At 70.4% G+C, this 15,560-nt stretch carries 17 protein-coding genes and 1 pseudogene; 9 read left to right on the forward strand and 9 right to left on the reverse strand.

From position 1 onward, the window contains the following. Window positions 1–131: 131 nt before the first annotated feature. From ACIGO6_RS09665 to ACIGO6_RS09675, 3 genes and pseudogenes are all read left to right on the forward strand, one after another. Window positions 132–995, forward strand: a pseudogene (locus ACIGO6_RS09665) (AraC family transcriptional regulator); the annotation flags it as partial. Then, window positions 995–1,780 (forward strand): AzlC family ABC transporter permease, encoded by a 786-nt coding sequence (locus tag ACIGO6_RS09670; RefSeq protein WP_399873714.1) that lies wholly within the window; start codon window positions 995–997, stop codon window positions 1,778–1,780. The pseudogene ACIGO6_RS09665 and the gene ACIGO6_RS09670, both read left to right, overlap by 1 nt. Beyond that, window positions 1,777–2,085 (forward strand): AzlD domain-containing protein, encoded by a 309-nt coding sequence (locus ACIGO6_RS09675; protein WP_399873717.1) that lies wholly within the window; start codon window positions 1,777–1,779, stop codon window positions 2,083–2,085. The genes ACIGO6_RS09670 and ACIGO6_RS09675 overlap by 4 nt, the downstream gene beginning before the upstream one ends. A gap of 5 nt (window positions 2,086–2,090) precedes the next feature. On the opposite strand, the gene ACIGO6_RS09680 is transcribed toward ACIGO6_RS09675, so the two are convergent. Further along, the gene (locus ACIGO6_RS09680; RefSeq protein ID WP_399873720.1) at window positions 2,091–3,047 is read right to left on the reverse strand and encodes a hypothetical protein; all 957 of its coding nucleotides are present in this window, start codon (window positions 3,045–3,047) and stop codon (window positions 2,091–2,093) included. Between the two features lie 80 nt (window positions 3,048–3,127). Between ACIGO6_RS09680 and ACIGO6_RS09685 the strand changes: the two genes are divergently transcribed. The 5 genes from ACIGO6_RS09685 (at window position 3,128) to ACIGO6_RS09705 (ending at window position 8,117) form a co-directional block, all read left to right on the forward strand. Next, entirely contained in the window at window positions 3,128–3,322 is a 195-nt protein-coding gene (locus ACIGO6_RS09685; protein ID WP_217139662.1) for a DUF3046 domain-containing protein, read from the forward strand. A gap of 60 nt (window positions 3,323–3,382) precedes the next feature. Further along, window positions 3,383–4,654 (forward strand): AI-2E family transporter, encoded by a 1,272-nt coding sequence (locus tag ACIGO6_RS09690; RefSeq protein WP_399873723.1) that lies wholly within the window; start codon window positions 3,383–3,385, stop codon window positions 4,652–4,654. A gap of 292 nt (window positions 4,655–4,946) precedes the next feature. Beyond that, the gene (gene recA / locus ACIGO6_RS09695; protein ID WP_399873725.1) at window positions 4,947–6,071 is read left to right on the forward strand and encodes a recombinase RecA; all 1,125 of its coding nucleotides are present in this window, start codon (window positions 4,947–4,949) and stop codon (window positions 6,069–6,071) included. Between the two features lie 3 nt (window positions 6,072–6,074). After that, window positions 6,075–6,893, forward strand: a complete 819-nt coding sequence (gene recX / locus ACIGO6_RS09700; protein WP_399873728.1) for a recombination regulator RecX — start codon at window positions 6,075–6,077, stop codon at window positions 6,891–6,893. A 243-nt stretch (window positions 6,894–7,136) separates the two neighbouring features. Then, window positions 7,137–8,117 (forward strand): sugar ABC transporter substrate-binding protein, encoded by a 981-nt coding sequence (locus ACIGO6_RS09705; protein WP_399873731.1) that lies wholly within the window; start codon window positions 7,137–7,139, stop codon window positions 8,115–8,117. Window positions 8,118–8,163: 46 nt separating this feature from the next. Here the strand turns inward: ACIGO6_RS09705 and ACIGO6_RS09710 are convergent, their stop codons facing one another. The 8 genes from ACIGO6_RS09710 to ACIGO6_RS09745 all read right to left on the reverse strand — a co-directional run bounded on the left by ACIGO6_RS09710 (window position 8,164) and on the right by ACIGO6_RS09745 (window position 14,576). Continuing rightward, the gene (locus tag ACIGO6_RS09710; protein WP_399873732.1) at window positions 8,164–8,556 is read right to left on the reverse strand and encodes a rhodanese-like domain-containing protein; all 393 of its coding nucleotides are present in this window, start codon (window positions 8,554–8,556) and stop codon (window positions 8,164–8,166) included. After that, window positions 8,553–9,101, reverse strand: a complete 549-nt coding sequence (locus ACIGO6_RS09715) for a cysteine dioxygenase (protein WP_399873734.1) — start codon at window positions 9,099–9,101, stop codon at window positions 8,553–8,555. The genes ACIGO6_RS09710 and ACIGO6_RS09715 overlap by 4 nt, the downstream gene beginning before the upstream one ends. Before the next feature lie 78 nt (window positions 9,102–9,179). Further along, window positions 9,180–9,266 (reverse strand): putative leader peptide, encoded by an 87-nt coding sequence (locus tag ACIGO6_RS09720; protein ID WP_311605579.1) that lies wholly within the window; start codon window positions 9,264–9,266, stop codon window positions 9,180–9,182. Window positions 9,267–9,394: 128 nt separating this feature from the next. Beyond that, complete coding sequence (locus ACIGO6_RS09725) at window positions 9,395–11,014, reverse strand: FAD-dependent monooxygenase (protein WP_399874869.1); 1,620 nt, start codon at window positions 11,012–11,014, stop codon at window positions 9,395–9,397. 185 nt (window positions 11,015–11,199) lie between these two features. Continuing rightward, the gene (locus tag ACIGO6_RS09730) at window positions 11,200–12,087 is read right to left on the reverse strand and encodes an amino acid ABC transporter permease (protein ID WP_399873737.1); all 888 of its coding nucleotides are present in this window, start codon (window positions 12,085–12,087) and stop codon (window positions 11,200–11,202) included. Next, window positions 12,084–12,752, reverse strand: a complete 669-nt coding sequence (locus ACIGO6_RS09735; RefSeq protein ID WP_399873739.1) for an amino acid ABC transporter permease — start codon at window positions 12,750–12,752, stop codon at window positions 12,084–12,086. Before ACIGO6_RS09735 ends, ACIGO6_RS09730 begins: the two co-directional genes overlap by 4 nt. 84 nt (window positions 12,753–12,836) lie before the next feature. Further along, entirely contained in the window at window positions 12,837–13,673 is an 837-nt protein-coding gene (locus ACIGO6_RS09740; RefSeq protein WP_399873742.1) for a glutamate ABC transporter substrate-binding protein, read from the reverse strand. Between the two features lie 126 nt (window positions 13,674–13,799). Further along, complete coding sequence (locus tag ACIGO6_RS09745) at window positions 13,800–14,576, reverse strand: amino acid ABC transporter ATP-binding protein (RefSeq protein WP_399873745.1); 777 nt, start codon at window positions 14,574–14,576, stop codon at window positions 13,800–13,802. Window positions 14,577–14,864: 288 nt separating this feature from the next. Here ACIGO6_RS09745 and ACIGO6_RS09750 point away from each other — a divergent pair, with 288 nt between their 5' ends. Further along, window positions 14,865–15,551: a response regulator transcription factor gene (locus ACIGO6_RS09750; protein ID WP_399873747.1), complete on the forward strand. Its 687-nt coding sequence runs from the start codon at window positions 14,865–14,867 to the stop codon at window positions 15,549–15,551. Window positions 15,552–15,560: the final 9 nt, after the last annotated feature.

Consider the following 15,560-nt stretch of genomic DNA (forward strand, 5'->3'; position numbering starts at 1 on the left):
CACCCGAGCACTGACAATCGGCCTGACCTGGGCGGATGTGGTCGGCGGTGCGGCGACTTCTCGGCGGGGACGGTGAGGGCAGCCCCCGCGGGGGAGCCGGTGGCGTCGAACCCGTGTCGGAGAATAGGGGCATGGCGGGATCGGACGAGCGGGCACGGCACTGGCGGTACGCGGAACTGCCCGACGTCGATCTGCTGCGGGCCCAGTACATACGGAAGACCTTCGTACGCCACACCCACGAGCACTTCGTCATCGCCGCCATCGCCGACGGCGTGGAGATCTTCCACCACGGTGGGAGCGATCAGTACGCCGGTGCCGGATCACTCGCCCTGGTGAACCCCGACACCCCGCACACGGGACGGGCCGGCGTGCCGGAGGGATGGCGGTACGGGGCCGTCTATCCGGCGCCCGAACTGGTGTCCCGGATAGCGGCGGAGACGACCACACTGCGCGGCACGCCGGGGTTCGTCCGACCGGTGCTCGACGATCCGTACACCGTCGAGCTGGTGCACCGGGTGCTGCGGGCGGCCGACGAGGGGAACGCGCTTGCCGCCGACACCCTGCTGCGCGTGGCCGTGACCCGGCTGCTGCGATTGAACGGCGGTCCACTGCCGCGACGGGAGGTGCGGACGGCCGGGTCCCGGATCGCGGCACGCGCGCGTGCCGTGCTCGAGGAGCGGATGGCCGACCCGCCGACTCTGGAGAAGCTTGCCGCGGAGCTCGGGAGCAGCCCCTTCGCCCTGCTGCGCGCCTTCCGGGACGCCTACGGGATGCCGCCCCACGCCTGGCTGACGGACGCCCGGGTGCGCCGGGCGCGGCGCCTGCTCGACGCCGGGACGACGCCGTCCGAGGCCGCCGTCAGCGTGGGTTTCACCGACCAGCCGCATCTGAACCGGCACTTCGCGCGAATCGTGGGCGTACCGCCCGGCGCGTACCAACGGGAGCGCAAGAACGTACAAGACGCGCGGCGGCGGCTTCTCCTACCGTCCGAGGCGTGACAGAACAGACAGCCGTCCCCAAGGGCACGGCGGGCACGGAGGGCACCGAGGACTCGGGGAACACGGGCGACACGGGCGCCGGGGGCAAGCCGGACGTCGCCGTCGTACGGGACGCCCTGGGGGTCGGAGTCGCCGTCGGGCTGTCCGGGTTCGCCTTCGGCGTGACCTCGGCCGGCAGCGGTCTGACCCTGATGCAGACCTGCGCCCTCAGCCTCCTGGTGTTCACCGGTGCGTCCCAGTTCGCGCTCGTGGGCGCGCTCGCGGCCGGCGGCAACCCGCTCACCGCCGCGGCGGGGGCCTTCTTCCTGGGCGTGCGCAACGCGTTCTACGGACTGCGGCTCTCGCAGTTGCTGGCCCTCCCGCGCGCGGTGCGGCCGTTCGCGGCGCAGTGGGTCATCGACGAGACGACGGCTGTGGCCCTCGCCCAGCCCACACGGCGCAGCGTCCGGATCGGGTTCACCGTCACCGGACTCACCCTGTACGTGCTGTGGAACCTCACCACGCTGCTCGGCGCGCTGGGGGCGGAGGCCATCGGGGACACCGACGCCTGGGGCCTCGACGCCGCCGGACCCGCGGTCTTCCTGGCGCTGCTCGCACCGATGCTGAAGACCACCACCGAGCGCGCGGTCGCCGCTGGGGCCGTCCTCCTGGGGCTCGGCCTGCTGCCCGTGCTGCCCGCCGGCGTGCCCGTCCTGGTGGCCGCGCTGGCGGCGCCGGCCGTCCTGTGGGCGGAAGGGCGCCGCCAAGGAGATCGAGTGCGAGAGGGAGATCGAGAGCGTTGAGTGTCTGGATCGCGATCGGTGTGACTGCAGTGGGTTGCTACGCCGTCAAGCTCCTCGGGCTCCTGGTCCCCGCGGGCGCCCTGGAGCGGCCTCTGGTCCGGCGCCTCGCCGCCCTGCTGCCCGTCGCCCTCCTCGCCGCGCTCACCGCGCAGCAGACCTTCGCCGACGGGCAAGCGCTCGTGCTGGACGCGCGCGCGGCGGGAGTCGCCGCTGCCGCCGTGGCACTGGTGCTGCGGGCTCCGTTCCTGCTCGTCGTCGCGGCGGCCGTGGTGGTGACCGCGGGGGTGCGGGCCTTGGGCGGGTAATCGGATCAGCAGCCCAGGGAGCGGCCGTACGCGCGCAGCGTGCGCAGGGCGTCGAGCGTGACCCCTGGGCGGGCCTCCAATGTGGGGGCGGGCGCCCAGTGGCGCCAGCGGACGGGCCAGCCGCCGTCCTCCTCCTGCTCCGCCGCGAGGAAGTCGAGGGAGCGGGCCATCTCGTCGTCCGTGAACCACGCGCGCGCGAGGGACTTCGGGCTGCGCGCGTAGTCGTGGGGGAAGTGGTGTTCTCCCGGGGCATAGCCCGGGGCGACCGGGTATGCGTCGAGCTCGTCCGGGTCCAGCACCGCGAGGCGCTGGTCGCGCACCAGGCGGCCCAGCCGGTGGGCAGCCGCCTGCGCGCGCGGGCGGTCGGGAGCGGCATCAAGGAAGGCCACGGCGGCCTCGACCTCATAGGGGTGCGAGGTGCCCAGCGACTCGACCGCCTGCCAGCAGAAGTCCGTGGCCCGGAACAGCCAGGCGTGCCAGACCTCGTTGCGGTGGAGCAGACCGACCACCGGACCGGTGGCGAGGAGCTCGCCGGGAGGGTCGTCCACGACCGGCACGAAGGGCGCGGCCGGGTACCCGCGCAGGCAGGGATGGATCGCCGGCAGGGCACCGTCCGGGGTGGACACCGAGGTCAGATAGCGGCACATCCGTTCCACGCGCTGCCCGCCGCAACGTCCCACGGCGTCCAGGACGCGCAGGGCGCGCGCGGTGTGCAGCGGCTGGCTGACCGGGCCCCGGAGATCGGGCTCCAGTGCGTGGCCGTATCCGCCGTCCTCGTTGCGGTAGGCGTCCAGCGCGGTCTCCACCGGTGCGGCTTCGCCGTCGCGGAAGTGGTACGCGAAGAGGCGCTGCTCCAGTACCCGCGCGGTCAGCCAGACGAAGTGCTCCGCGCGCGCGAGCATCGAGCCCGACGGAGGCGTGAGGGGTGTCGGGGGGAGTGCGGAAGCTCCGGTTTCGGCCATGGGGCAGACCGTAGGCCGAGAACGGGCTCGCCACGGCGCCCCGGCGCGGGGCCCACCCTCAGGAGCGGGATACTGGAGTCATGCGGTTGACGGTCTTCTGGGAGCGGATGACGGATCACTTCGGTCCGGGGTACGCCGACACGTTCGCGCGCGACCATGTGATGGCGCAGCTGGGCGGGCGTACGGTGCACGAGGCGCTGGACGCCGGCTGGGACGCCAAGGACGTGTGGCGGGTGGTCTGCACCGTCATGAACGTGCCACAGGAACAGCGCTGATCGGTCACGAAGATCACCCGACCGGACTCCACGGCCGACGGAGTGGGCGAGACTTGGTCCGTGGCACCCACTGACGAGACCGGGCAGGCGGCCCGGCACCCCTCCTCGACCGGCACGACGCCCCCCGCCGAGCCCCCGTCCCGGGGCTCCGCCGGGCCGGGTGCCCGTATGCCGAGCTGGCTGCCGCGCGCCATGGTGCTGGCCCTCGCGCTCATCGCCGTCTTCCAGCTGGGCAGCTGGGCCTTCCACCAGCTCACCGGCCTGCTGATCAACATCCTCATCGCGTTCTTCCTGGCCCTCGCCATCGAACCCGCGGTGAGCTGGATGGCGGGCCGCGGTCTGCGCCGCGGGCTGGCCACCTTCCTCGTCTTCCTCGCCGTGCTGGTCGCGGCGGCGGGGTTCGTCACGCTGCTCGGATCCATGCTCGCGGGCCAGATCGTCAAGATGGTCGAGGACTTCCCCGACTACCTCGACTCGGTCATCAACTGGGTCAACGGCCACTTCCACACCGAGCTGCGCCGGGTCGACATCCAGGAGGGCCTGCTCCGTTCCGACTGGCTGCGCAACTACGTGCAGAACAGTGCCACCGGCGTCCTCGACGTGTCGGCCCAGGTCCTCGGCGGGCTCTTCCAGCTGCTGACGATCCTGCTGTTCTCGTTCTACTTCGCAGCCGACGGCCCCCGGCTGCGGCGCGCGCTCTGCTCCGTCCTGCCGCCCGCCCGGCAGGCCGAGGTCCTGCGCGCGTGGGAGATCGCCGTGGACAAGACCGGCGGCTACCTGTACTCGCGCGGTCTGATGGCGCTGATCTCCGGCATGGCGCACTACGTCCTGCTGGAGGTCCTGGAGGTGCCCTACGCGCCCGCACTGGCGGTGTGGGTGGGCCTGGTGTCGCAGTTCATCCCCACCATCGGCACCTATCTCGCGGGCGCCCTGCCCATGCTGATCGCCTTCACGGTCAACCCCTGGTACGCGCTGTGGGTACTGATCTTCGTGGTGATCTACCAGCAGTTCGAGAACTACGTACTGCAGCCCAAGCTGACGTCGAAGACCGTGGACATCCACCCCGCGGTCGCCTTCGGCTCGGTCATCGCGGGCACCGCGCTCCTCGGCGCGGTCGGCGCCCTGATCGCCATCCCGGCGATCGCCACGCTGCAGGCGTTCCTCGGGGCGTACGTCAGGCGCTACGACGTCACGGACGACCCTCGTGTCCACGGCCGCCGGATCCGCCGATCGGGGCCCGGTGAAGCGACGCGCCTGCGCAGACTGTGGACCCGGCGACCGGATCCGGAGAACCCACGGACGGAGGGGCCCGGGGGCGGCAGCTCCTCCTGAAGGGCCGCCCCCGGGTACGTGCGGCAAGGCCCAGCCGTCGGCTCTTGTGTCTCCGGCGGCCCACCGCGGCAGACGTACGCTCGGAGGTGCCGCGTGGTGCGCTTGACACAAAAATCGAACATCCATTCTTATGGAGGCTCCGGCGAGGCTCGTGACGGGCGATTCGACTGGGTTTGTATGGAGAAATGCCCGAGTTATCCACAGGCCGGACCCGCATCGGGGCGCATTGTCAGTGGCAGGCATTAGCGTCTTTGACGTGAAGCGATCGAATCAAGCAAACCGGGTGGAACCCATGGCAGGAACCGACCGCGAGAAGGCCCTGGACGCCGCGCTCGCACAGATTGAACGGCAATTCGGCAAGGGCGCGGTCATGCGCATGGGCGAGCGGTCGATGGAGCCCATCGAGGTCATCCCGACCGGGTCGACCGCGCTCGACGTGGCCCTGGGCGTGGGCGGCCTCCCGCGTGGCCGGGTCGTGGAGATCTACGGCCCCGAGTCCTCGGGCAAGACGACCCTCACCCTGCACGCGGTGGCCAACGCGCAGAAGGCCGGCGGCCAGGTCGCGTTCGTGGACGCGGAGCACGCCCTCGACCCCGAGTACGCGAAGAAGCTCGGCGTCGACATCGACAACCTGATCCTGTCCCAGCCGGACAACGGCGAGCAGGCCCTGGAGATCGTGGACATGCTGGTCCGCTCCGGCGCCCTCGACCTCATCGTCATCGACTCCGTCGCCGCGCTCGTCCCGCGCGCGGAGATCGAGGGCGAGATGGGCGACAGTCACGTCGGTCTGCAGGCCCGACTGATGAGCCAGGCCCTGCGGAAGATCACCAGCGCGCTCAACCAGTCCAAGACCACCGCGATCTTCATCAACCAGCTCCGCGAGAAGATCGGCGTGATGTTCGGCTCCCCGGAGACCACGACCGGTGGCCGGGCGCTGAAGTTCTACGCCTCCGTGCGCATCGACATCCGCCGCATCGAGACGCTGAAGGACGGCACGGACGCGGTCGGCAACCGCACCCGCTGCAAGGTCGTCAAGAACAAGGTCGCGCCGCCCTTCAAGCAGGCCGAGTTCGACATCCTCTACGGCCAGGGCATCAGCCGCGAGGGCGGCCTGATCGACATGGGCGTGGAGCACGGCTTCGTCCGCAAGGCCGGCGCCTGGTACACGTACGAGGGCGACCAGCTCGGCCAGGGCAAGGAGAACGCGCGCAACTTCCTGAAGGACAACCCCGACCTCGCCAACGAGATCGAGAAGAAGATCAAGGAGAAGCTGGGCGTCGGCGTGCGTCCCGAGGAGCCCGCCACCGAGCCGGGCGCGGACGCCGCCTCCGTCGCCAAGGCCGACGCCGCACCGGCGGTGCCCGCCCCCGCGACCGCCAAGGCGACCAAGTCCAAGGCCGCGGCAGCCAAGAGCTGATCCGTGACACGACGAACCGACTGGGCCGAGTACGCGGACGGCTCCGCCGGGACGGCTGACGGCGCGTACGGGGCAGCCGCGGCCCCGTACGAGACGGACCCGCACGAGATCGACCCATACGGGTCGGATCCGTACGAGACGGCTCCGACCGCCGTCGGTCCCTGTGACAGAGGCGAGGCGCGCCACGGTGACGGCGGGGCGCGCCGAGCAGGCGGACGGGGCCGTGGAACGGGCGGTGCGCGCGGGCGCCGGCGGCGCGAGCGCGGGGAGTCGTCCGCAGAGGACGGAGGTACCACTTCCTCGTCGAGGGCCGAGAAGGGGGAGCCTCCGCGGGACCCGGTCGAGCAGGCACGGGCGATCTGCCTGCGCCTGCTCACCGGGACCCCGCGCACGCGCAAACAGCTGGCCGACGCCCTGCGCAAGCGGGAGATCCCCGACGAGGCTGCCGAGGAGGTGCTGTCCAGGTTCGAGGAGGTCGGCCTGATCAACGACAGCGCCTTCGCGGACGCCTGGGTGGAGTCCCGGCACCACGGCCGCGGGCTGGCCCGGCGCGCCCTCGCCAGGGAGCTGCGGACCAAGGGCGTCGACGCCACGCTCATCGACGTGGCGGTCTCGCAGCTGGACTCCGAGCAGGAAGAGGAGACCGCGCGCGAACTCGTCGCACGGAAGCTGCGTACCACCCGGGGCCTCGACCGCGACAAGAGGCTGCGCCGCCTCGCGGGCATGCTGGCCCGCAAGGGCTACCCCGAGGGCATGGCCCTGCGGGTGGTCCGCCAGGCGCTGGAGGAGGAGGGCGAGGACACGGAGTTCCTCGGTGACTGACGCGGATTCCTGACCCGACGTCGCGGCGGGGCAGCACGGGAGATGGGGGCACTCTCCGGCCCGTACCGCGCAGGATTACCTTGCGCTCCCGGAGGGGTGAACCCCTCGCGTACGGCGGTACCGTCTGCGCCGTCGCGCGGCTGTCCGAGCCGCGTTCACTGCGCGCGTACGCCGCCCCTGGAGCTCCGGTCGGCGAACGGACCCGCACGGACACCCCGGTATGTCCAGAAAGGCGGCCCCGCCATGTCTCTGTCCGCGCGCCGCCGAAGAGCGACGCACATGCTGCTCCTCGGCGCCGGCCTGCTCCTGAGCTGCTGTGGTCCGAGCGGTTGTGCTCTTGGCGCATCCGCCTCCGGAGACAAGGACGACGGCCCGCTCACCCTCGGGTTCGTCAACGGCGGCGACAGCCAGTTCCACACGTGCCTGCAGCGGTCCGTGGAGATCACGGCCAAGAACAACTTCGCGAGGCTCGTCACGGCTAACTCCGCGCAGGACGCCACGACGGAGCTGTCCAACATCGAGGACATGATCGCGCGAGAGGTCGACGCGATCATCCTGCAGACCGTCAGCACGGACGCCTTGAAGAGCGGTCTGGCGAAGGCCAGGAGCGCGGGCATCCCCGTCTTCCTGACCTCGGTGAGCGCCGACCCGGACGACATCCTGGGCGCGGTGGTCGTCGACCTGACGGCCATCGGGCGACTGGACGCCCAGTGGGTTGCCGACGACGCGGCGGGCCGGGACGTACAGGTCGGCGTCATCGCAGGCGCGCCGGGCGGCGCCTCCGACCTGCTCGTGGACGGCTTCACCGAGGCGCTGCCGGCCAACGCCGAGGTGGTCGCCGACCAGCCCGGCATGTTCGATGCCGGCAAGGCCGGCAAGGTCGCGGAAACCATGGTCCGGGCCCACCCCGAACTGGACTACGTCTTCGTCGCCAACGAGCAGATGGCCTTCGCCGCCCGCAAGGCCTTCGACGCGGCGGGAGCCGACGAGGTCAGGATCGTGACGGTCAACGGCACCGACGAGGCCCTTGCCGCACTCAAGGACGGACGTTTCTCGGCGACGGTCTCCAACTCGGCAGGGAACACCGGCGAACTGGCCGTTCGCAACACCATCGCCCTGCTGCGCGACAGAAAGGCGGAGAAGATCGACAACACGCCGATCCGCCTGGTCACCGAGGACAACGCCGACACGGCACCGCTGTACTGCCCCGCCGCCGACTTCTGAGCCCGGCAGTCCGCACACCCTTCGGCGCGTCCGGCCGGCGGGCGGGCTACGGAACGGCCACCGGCAGTCCCGCCGCCCGCCACGCCTGGAAGCCGCCGATCAGATCGGTGGCCCGGTGCAGCCCCAGACGGTGCAGGGACTCCGCCGCCAGGCTGGAGGCGTAACCCTCGTTGCACACCACCACGACACGCAGATCGTGGTCCGTGGCCTCGGGGAGACGGTGGCTGCCCTGCGGATCCAGGCGCCACTCCAGTTCGTTGCGCTCGATCACCAAGGCACCCGCAATTACGCCGTCCCGCTCGCGCAGGGCGGCGTAGCGGATGTCCACGAGCAGCGCCGTACCCGCCTCGGCGGCGTTGTGGGCCGCACGCGGTTCGATCCGTCGGTAACCGCGGCGTACTTGTTCCAGCAGCGCGTCGATCCCGACCGGCTCGCTCACTGCCAGTCCTCCGGGCGCTCGACCTGCTCCAGCCGCAGGATCTGCCCGCTGCGGCTGTAGCGGCGGATCCGCGGCAGCGGCGGGTAGTAGGCGTGCACGGAGACCGCGTGCCGGTCGGGCGACTCGTTGAGCACCTCGTGGACGTGGTGCCGGCCGAATGAGCGCCCCTTTCCGGCGGACAGCCGGCGTTCCCGGTCCACGCCGTCGGTGAGTTCCAGTGTCCTCCAGCCGTCGCTGGGCAGCCGGGCGGCGAGCGCGTTCTCCTTGAGCTCGCCCGCCGCGGTCACGAAGGCGCCCACGGATTCGGCGTGGTCGTGCCAGCCGGTGCCGGTGCCGGGCGGCCAGCCGATCAGCCAGGCCTCGCTGCCGCCGGGTCCGTCCAGCCGCACCCAGGTGCGGCCCTCCGGGTCGAGCGGGAGGGAGGCGATCAGCTCGGCGTCGGCCGCTGTCCGCCGTACGAAGTCGAGGAGCTCGGCCTGCGTGGGAGGGGCCGAGGGCGCGGAGGAAGGGGCTGGAGAGGAAGGGGCGGAGGGGAAGACAGACACGGGTACCGTCCTGGGATGTTCGCGAGGAGCGCGCGACGGCACGTCGGAGCGGCGCGCGCGGGAGAAAGTGATGCGAATTCAGCAGGACGGGCGACACACGCAGCCCGCATAGCGGACGAGGTCCATATGGACCCTCCGCCACAGGCGCACATCGGTGTCGGTCACGATCCGGAGTAGACCATGACCGTGTGGGCCGGTCAACTCGCCGTCACCATACGGACAGCGATCGGCGACCCGTCGACGGGCGCCGGCGACCGCCGCCCCGCCTCTCCAGCGAACGCGTGCACGATCGCTCAGCGGACCCCGGCCGCGGCTCCTGCCTCCGCCTCCTCCTCCACGACTGCCTTCGTCGCCCCGCCCAGCGCCGCCTCCGCCGCCGCGTACAGATCGGCCGGGCGCACCCCGCTCAGCGCCGTGACGAGGAGGCCGTCGGGCCGCACCAGCAGCACCGTGTGGGCCGCGGCACCCGGGTAGCTCTCGGCGACCAGCAGCTCGGCCCGGTGCGGCAGCGCCGTCACCGCCGCCGCCAGCCGGGGCATGATCCCGGCGGTCATCCAGTGCTTGCGGTCCCACACACCGGTGCCCGGCGCGATCAGCAGTACCAGGAGCGCCCCGCGTCCGAGCCGGTCGCGCAACCGTACGAACGTGCCGTCCTCCGCCGTGACCACCACATCGTTGACCGGCGTACCGGGCGGTGTGCCGACGGAAACCTCTCCCGCGAGGTGCTCGGGCGCGAGCGGTGAGCCGGCGTACGCCCCCGGCGCGCCCAACGTCCCGCGCCCCAGATGGCCGTCGGCGAGCAGCGCGTCGTGGCCGCGGGCCGAACCGGGTACGAAGGAGCGCAGTCCGCCGCCGCCGCGCAGCAGCGGCAGCGCCTGGTCGGCGGCGCGCAGCCGTGCGGCGACCGCCGTGCGCCGCTCCTTCTGGTAGCTGTCGAGCAGCGCCTCATGCGGCCCGTGATGCCAGGCCAGGGCCAGCTTCCAGGCGAGATTGTCGGCGTCCCGCAGCCCTTCGTCGAGGCCCTGTGTGCCCAGCGCGCCCAAGAGGTGCGCCGCGTCTCCGGCGAGGAGGACCCGGCCCACCCGCCAGCGACGGGCCAGCCGGTGGTGGACCGTGTGGACCCCGGTGTCGAGGAGTTCGTACGACGGCGTCCCCCCGTCGGCCCAGCCGGTGAGGGTCTCGCGGACCCGGTTCACCAGCAGCTCCGGAGTGACCAGGTCCTTGCCGGGAGGCAGCAGCCAGTCCAGGCGCCATACACCGTCCGGCAGCGGGCGGCCGACGATCTCGCCGGCCGACGGGCCGGACGTCCGCCACGGTGGCATCCGGTGGAGCAAGGCCTCGCCGGTCCAGGGAAGTTCCGTGCGCAGCGCGGCGACGGCGTATCGTTCCACCGCCGTGCGGCCGGGGAAGCGGATGTCCTGGAGCTTGCGGACGGTCGAGCGGGGGCCGTCACAGCCGACCAGGTAACTGCCGCGCCACCAGGTGCCGCTGGGGCCGCGCGTGTGGGCCGTGACGCCTGAGGTCTCCTGCTCGACGCTGTCCAGGCGGCTGTCCGCCGCGACCTTGACGAGCGACTCGCGGGCGAGCGCCGCGCGCAGAATGCCGGTCAGCTCGTGCTGGGCGATGTGCAGCGGCGCCGGGTCGGTGTCGCCGAACACGACCTCGCGCGTCACCTGCTTGCGCCGCATCGACCGCCATCCGGCCCAACGGAAACCCAGCCCGGTCAGCGACGCGCCGGTCAGCCGCTCGACGAGCGTGACGGCGTCCTCACGCAGGACGACGGTGCGCGCGTGGCGCGGTTCGTCCTTGCCCGGCCCTTCGTCGAGGACGACACAGGGCACCTCCTGACGCGCCAGTGCCAGGGCGAGCGTGAGCCCGACGGGCCCAGCTCCGGCGATGATCACCGGGTCCACGGTGCGGCGCCCCCTGCCCGTGGCGGTGTCCCGGAGGACGTAGGTGAACAGGACGTTGGAGCAGGGTGCACGGTCACAGAACGTATGCAACCTACTGCCGCTGCTTGCGTCAAGCGACGGAGGCAGTGGCGAACACGCCACTGCCTCCGTTGGTGGTCATACGAGGTGACCGAGTGTCAGGTGTGCTAGACCTTGCCGACGGTTCCGGCGTCGGCGGTCTCCACGTCGTCCGCATGGAGCACCGCACCCGTCGACTTCTTCGCCCGCCGCAGCCGGCGCTCCAGCCAGCTCGCAAAGCTTGTGAGGGCGAAATTGAGCGCGATGTAGATCACGGCGACGACGGTGTAGCTGGCGATGACGTTTGCGCCGTAGTAGCCGCTCATGGTGTTGGCCGATGCGAGCAGCTCGGGGAAGGTGAGAATGGCGCCGCCGAGCGCAGTGTCCTTGAGGATCACGACGAGCTGGCTGACGATCGCCGGCAGCATCGCGGTGACTGCCTGCGGCAACAGGATCAGTCGCATGACCTGCCCCTTGCGCAGACCGATCGCCATCGCGCCCTCGGCCTGCCCCTTGGGGAGGGCCAGGATGCCGGATCGGACGATCTCGGCGAGGACGGAGGCGTTGTACAGCACCAGGCCGGTGACGACGGCGTAGAGCGGGCGGTCGTCCGAGCTGACGTTGGTGTACTCGGCGAACAGGGCCAGGCCGAAGATCATCAGGACCAGGACAGGGATGGACCGGAAGAACTCGACCACGATCGCAGCGGGAACCCTGACCCAGGCGTGGTCCGACAGTCGCGCGATGCCGAGCACGGCGCCGAGCGGCAGCGCGATGATCACCGAGAGTGCCGCGGCCTTCAGAGTGTTCTGCAGACCTGGCCAGATGTACGTCGACCAGGCCTCGGTGCCGGTGAAGAACGGCTTCCACAGGGCCCATTCCAGCTGGCCCTTGTCGTTGAGAGTGCTGAACACCCACCACAGCAAGGCGGCGAAGGCGACCAGGAAGACGATCGTGAAGACGACATTGCGTCGCTTGGCCCGGGGCCCCTGGGCGTCGTAGAGAACCGAACTCATCGCTTCACCGCCACCTTCTTGCCCACCCAGCCCAGGATCAGGCCGGTCGGCAGCGTCAACGCCACGAACACGAGAGCAATGACCGCGGAGATGAGCAACAGCTGGGCCTCGTTCTCGATCATTTCCTTCATCAGCAGCGCCGTTTCGGCCACGCCGATGGCGGCGGCCACCGTGGTGTTCTTGATGAGGGCGATCAGCACGTTCGCCAGGGGGACGACGGAGGAACGGAATGCCTGGGGCAGCACCACGTGGCGCAGCACCTGCCCGAAGCTGAGCCCGATCGCCCGGGCCGCCTCCGCCTGGCCGACGGGCACCGTGTTGATGCCGGAGCGCAGCGCCTCGCATACGAAGGCCGAGGTGTAGAGGATCAGACCGAGGACGGCGAGCCGGAAGTTGATCGTCTCGAAGTCGTCGCCGCCTCCGAGAGCCACGCCCAGCGTCTGGTTCAGGCCCAGTGACGCGAAGAGGATGATGACGGTCAGCGGGATGTTCCGCACGATGTTCACGTACGCGGTCCCGAAGCCGCGCATCAACGGCACCGGGCCGACCCGCATGGCGGCCAGTATGGTGCCCCAGATCAGGGAGCCGACGGCCGAGAGCACAGCGAGCTGTACTGTCGTCCAGATGGCTCCCGCCAGGTCGTAATCCTGAAGAAAGTCGAACACGATCTCCCGCGCTTCCGCGTGTAGGGATGCCCGCCCCGGTGCGCCGCCCCTTCCGGAGGGCGGCGCACCGGGACGGGCCCGGCCTCAGCTCTTGATGTCGCCGATCTTCGGCGCCGGCTCGTTCTTGTAGTTGGCCGGGCCGAAGTTGTCCTTGACGGCCTTCTCCCAGGACTTGTCGGCGACCATCTCCTCCAGGGCCTTGTTGATCTTGTCCTTGAGGTCGCTGCCCTTCTTGACGCCGATGCCGTAGTTCTCGTTCGTCAGCTTGAAGCCGCCGAGCTTGAACTTGCCCTTGAACTGCTCCTGGGAGGCGTAACCGGCGAGGATAGAGTCGTCCGTGGTCAGCGCGTCGACGGCGCCGTTCTGCAGGCCGGGCAGGCAGGCGGAGTACGTCGGGTACGGCTGCAGCTGTGCCTTGGGCGCCAGCTTCTTCTTGACGTTCTGCGCCGAGGTCGAGCCGGTGACCGAGCACAGCTTCGCGTCGTTCAGGTCCTCCGGCGCCTTGATCTTGTCGTCGTCGGCGCGGAGCAGCACGTCCTGGTGGGCGAGCAGGTACGGGCCGGCGAAGTCGACCTTCTCGGAGCGCTCGGGGGTGATCGAGTAGGTGGCGGCGATGAAGTCGACGTCGCCGCGCTGCAGCATGGTCTCGCGGTCGGCGCTCTTCGACTCCTTCCACTCGATCTGGTCGTCGGTGTAGCCGAGCTTCTTGGCGACGTACGTGGCGACGTCCACGTCGAAGCCCTCGTAGCCGTCCGGGGTCTTCTGGCCGAGGCCCGGCTGGTCGAACTTGATGCCGATGGTGATCTTCTTGCCGTCGCCACCGGAGGAGCCGCTGTCTCCGTCGTCGGAACCGCACGCGGTGGCGGTCAGGGCGAGGGCGAGAACGGTGGCCGAGGCGGCGGTGACCTTGCGGAGCTTCATGGTGAACATCCTTTGGCTGTGATCGAACTGCGATCGGACGATCAGAGGATCAGGCGATCGGATGCGGCCGACGGGTGCGGGCCGCCTGGGCGGGCGACGCAGGACGTCGGAGCCGCGCCGGGAGCGTCAGTGGTGGAGGATCTTCGACAGGAAGTCCTTGGCACGGTCGCTGCGCGGATTGCTGAAGAACTGGTCCGGCGTGGCCTCTTCGACGATGCGACCGTCCGCCATGAACACCACACGGTTGGCCGCGGACCGGGCGAAGCCCATCTCGTGGGTGACCACGACCATGGTCATGCCGTCACGGGCGAGCTGCTTCATGACCTCCAGCACCTCGTTGATCATCTCGGGGTCGAGAGCCGACGTCGGCTCGTCGAAGAGCATGACCTTCGGGTCCATGGCAAGCGCCCGCGCGATGGCGACGCGCTGCTGCTGGCCACCGGAGAGCTGCGCGGGGTACTTGTCCGCCTGGGCGCCCACGCCGACCCGGTCGAGCAGGGCGCGGGCCTTCTCCTCGGCCTTCTTGGCGTCGACCTTGCGGACCTTGACCTGGCCCAGGGTGACGTTCTCGAGCACGGTCTTGTGCGCGAAGAGATTGAACGACTGGAAGACCATGCCGACGTCGGCCCGCAGCCTCGCCAGCTCCTTGCCCTCCGCGGGAAGCGGCTTGCCGTCGATCGCGATCGTTCCGGAGTCGATGGTCTCCAGGCGGTTGATGGTGCGGCACAGGGTGGACTTGCCGGACCCGGAGGGTCCGATGACCACGACGACCTCGCCGCGGGTGATCGTCAGGTCGATGTCCTGGAGCACGTGCAACGCGCCGAAGTGCTTGTTGACACTCTTCAGGACGACCAGTTCGCCGGTCGAGGCCTTGTCTTCCTTGGCCACCGATACTTCGGTCATCGCTCTCGGGCTCCGTCCTCCTCGGTTTCGGAGGACAGTAGTAACGCCGAACGACCTGCGTCTCTACATCTGAGGGGAATCTGAGCATCACGATCCGATAGCAATCGGACACGAGTCGTAGCACTGATGAGCGGGGCTCATATCGGCCGGATAACTTCGAGCGGCCGCACCCGGAACCCTCTTGACGCCGTCCCCTTCCATCGGCGTCACTGCACAAGGCGCACGCGCGCGTGCGCCAGTCTTTCTACCCATCCCGATCGTACGGCCGATGAACCGAAGGGGGCCCGGATGAGACTGCTGCTCGTCGAGGACGACAACCACGTGGCCGCCGCTCTGTCCGCGATCCTGGCTCGGCACGGCTTCGACGTCACCCACGCGCGCAGCGGCGAGGAGGCACTCCAGGCGCTCGTCCCCGAAAGCGACTGCTTCGGGGTCGTCCTCCTCGACCTGGGCCTGCCCGACCAGGACGGCTACGAGGTCTGCGGCAAGATCCGCAAGCGCACCGGCACCCCCGTCATCATGGTCACCGCCCGCTCCGACGTCCGCTCCCGCATCCACGGCCTGAACCTCGGCGCCGACGACTACGTGGTCAAGCCGTACGACACGGGTGAGCTGCTCGCCCGCATCCACGCCGTCAGCCGGCGCAGCGTCCACGAGGACGCCACGGGAAACACCGAGACCGTGGTGCGGCTCGGAGCGGTGCGCATCGAACTGCCGACGCGCCAGGTCAGCGTGGACGGTTCGGTTGTCCAACTCACCCGCAAGGAGTTCGACCTTCTCGCCCTGCTCGCACAGCGCCCGGGAGTGGTCTTCCGCCGCGAGCAGATCATCAGCGAGGTCTGGCGCACCAGCTGGGAGGGGACCGGGCGCACGCTGGAGGTGCACGTCGCCTCCCTGCGCGCCAAGCTGCGCATGCCGGCGCTCATCGAGACCGTCCGCGGCGTCGGCTACCGCCTCGTCGCCCCCACCACGTAGCGGGGCCGG

Origin of the sequence: Streptomyces sp. NPDC053750, from assembly GCF_044544295.1 — a bacterium.
Lineage (GTDB): Bacteria > Actinomycetota > Actinomycetes > Streptomycetales > Streptomycetaceae > Streptomyces.

Excerpts from the sequence above, each read along its gene's own strand:
- ACIGO6_RS09730 (WP_399873737.1), bottom strand. The coding sequence starts at position 12,087 with ATGAGTTCGGTTCTCTACGACGCCCAGGGGCCCCGGGCCAAGCGACGC.
- ACIGO6_RS09740 (WP_399873742.1), bottom strand. The coding sequence starts at position 13,673 with ATGAAGCTCCGCAAGGTCACCGCCGCCTCGGCCACCGTTCTCGCCCTC.
- ACIGO6_RS09685 (WP_217139662.1), top strand. The coding sequence starts at position 3,128 with ATGCGGTTGACGGTCTTCTGGGAGCGGATGACGGATCACTTCGGTCCG.
- ACIGO6_RS09705 (WP_399873731.1), top strand. The coding sequence starts at position 7,137 with ATGTCTCTGTCCGCGCGCCGCCGAAGAGCGACGCACATGCTGCTCCTC.
- ACIGO6_RS09745 (WP_399873745.1), bottom strand. The coding sequence starts at position 14,576 with ATGACCGAAGTATCGGTGGCCAAGGAAGACAAGGCCTCGACCGGCGAA.
- ACIGO6_RS09750 (WP_399873747.1), top strand. The coding sequence starts at position 14,865 with ATGAGACTGCTGCTCGTCGAGGACGACAACCACGTGGCCGCCGCTCTG.
- ACIGO6_RS09680 (WP_399873720.1), bottom strand. The coding sequence starts at position 3,047 with ATGGCCGAAACCGGAGCTTCCGCACTCCCCCCGACACCCCTCACGCCT.
- recA (WP_399873725.1), top strand. The coding sequence starts at position 4,947 with ATGGCAGGAACCGACCGCGAGAAGGCCCTGGACGCCGCGCTCGCACAG.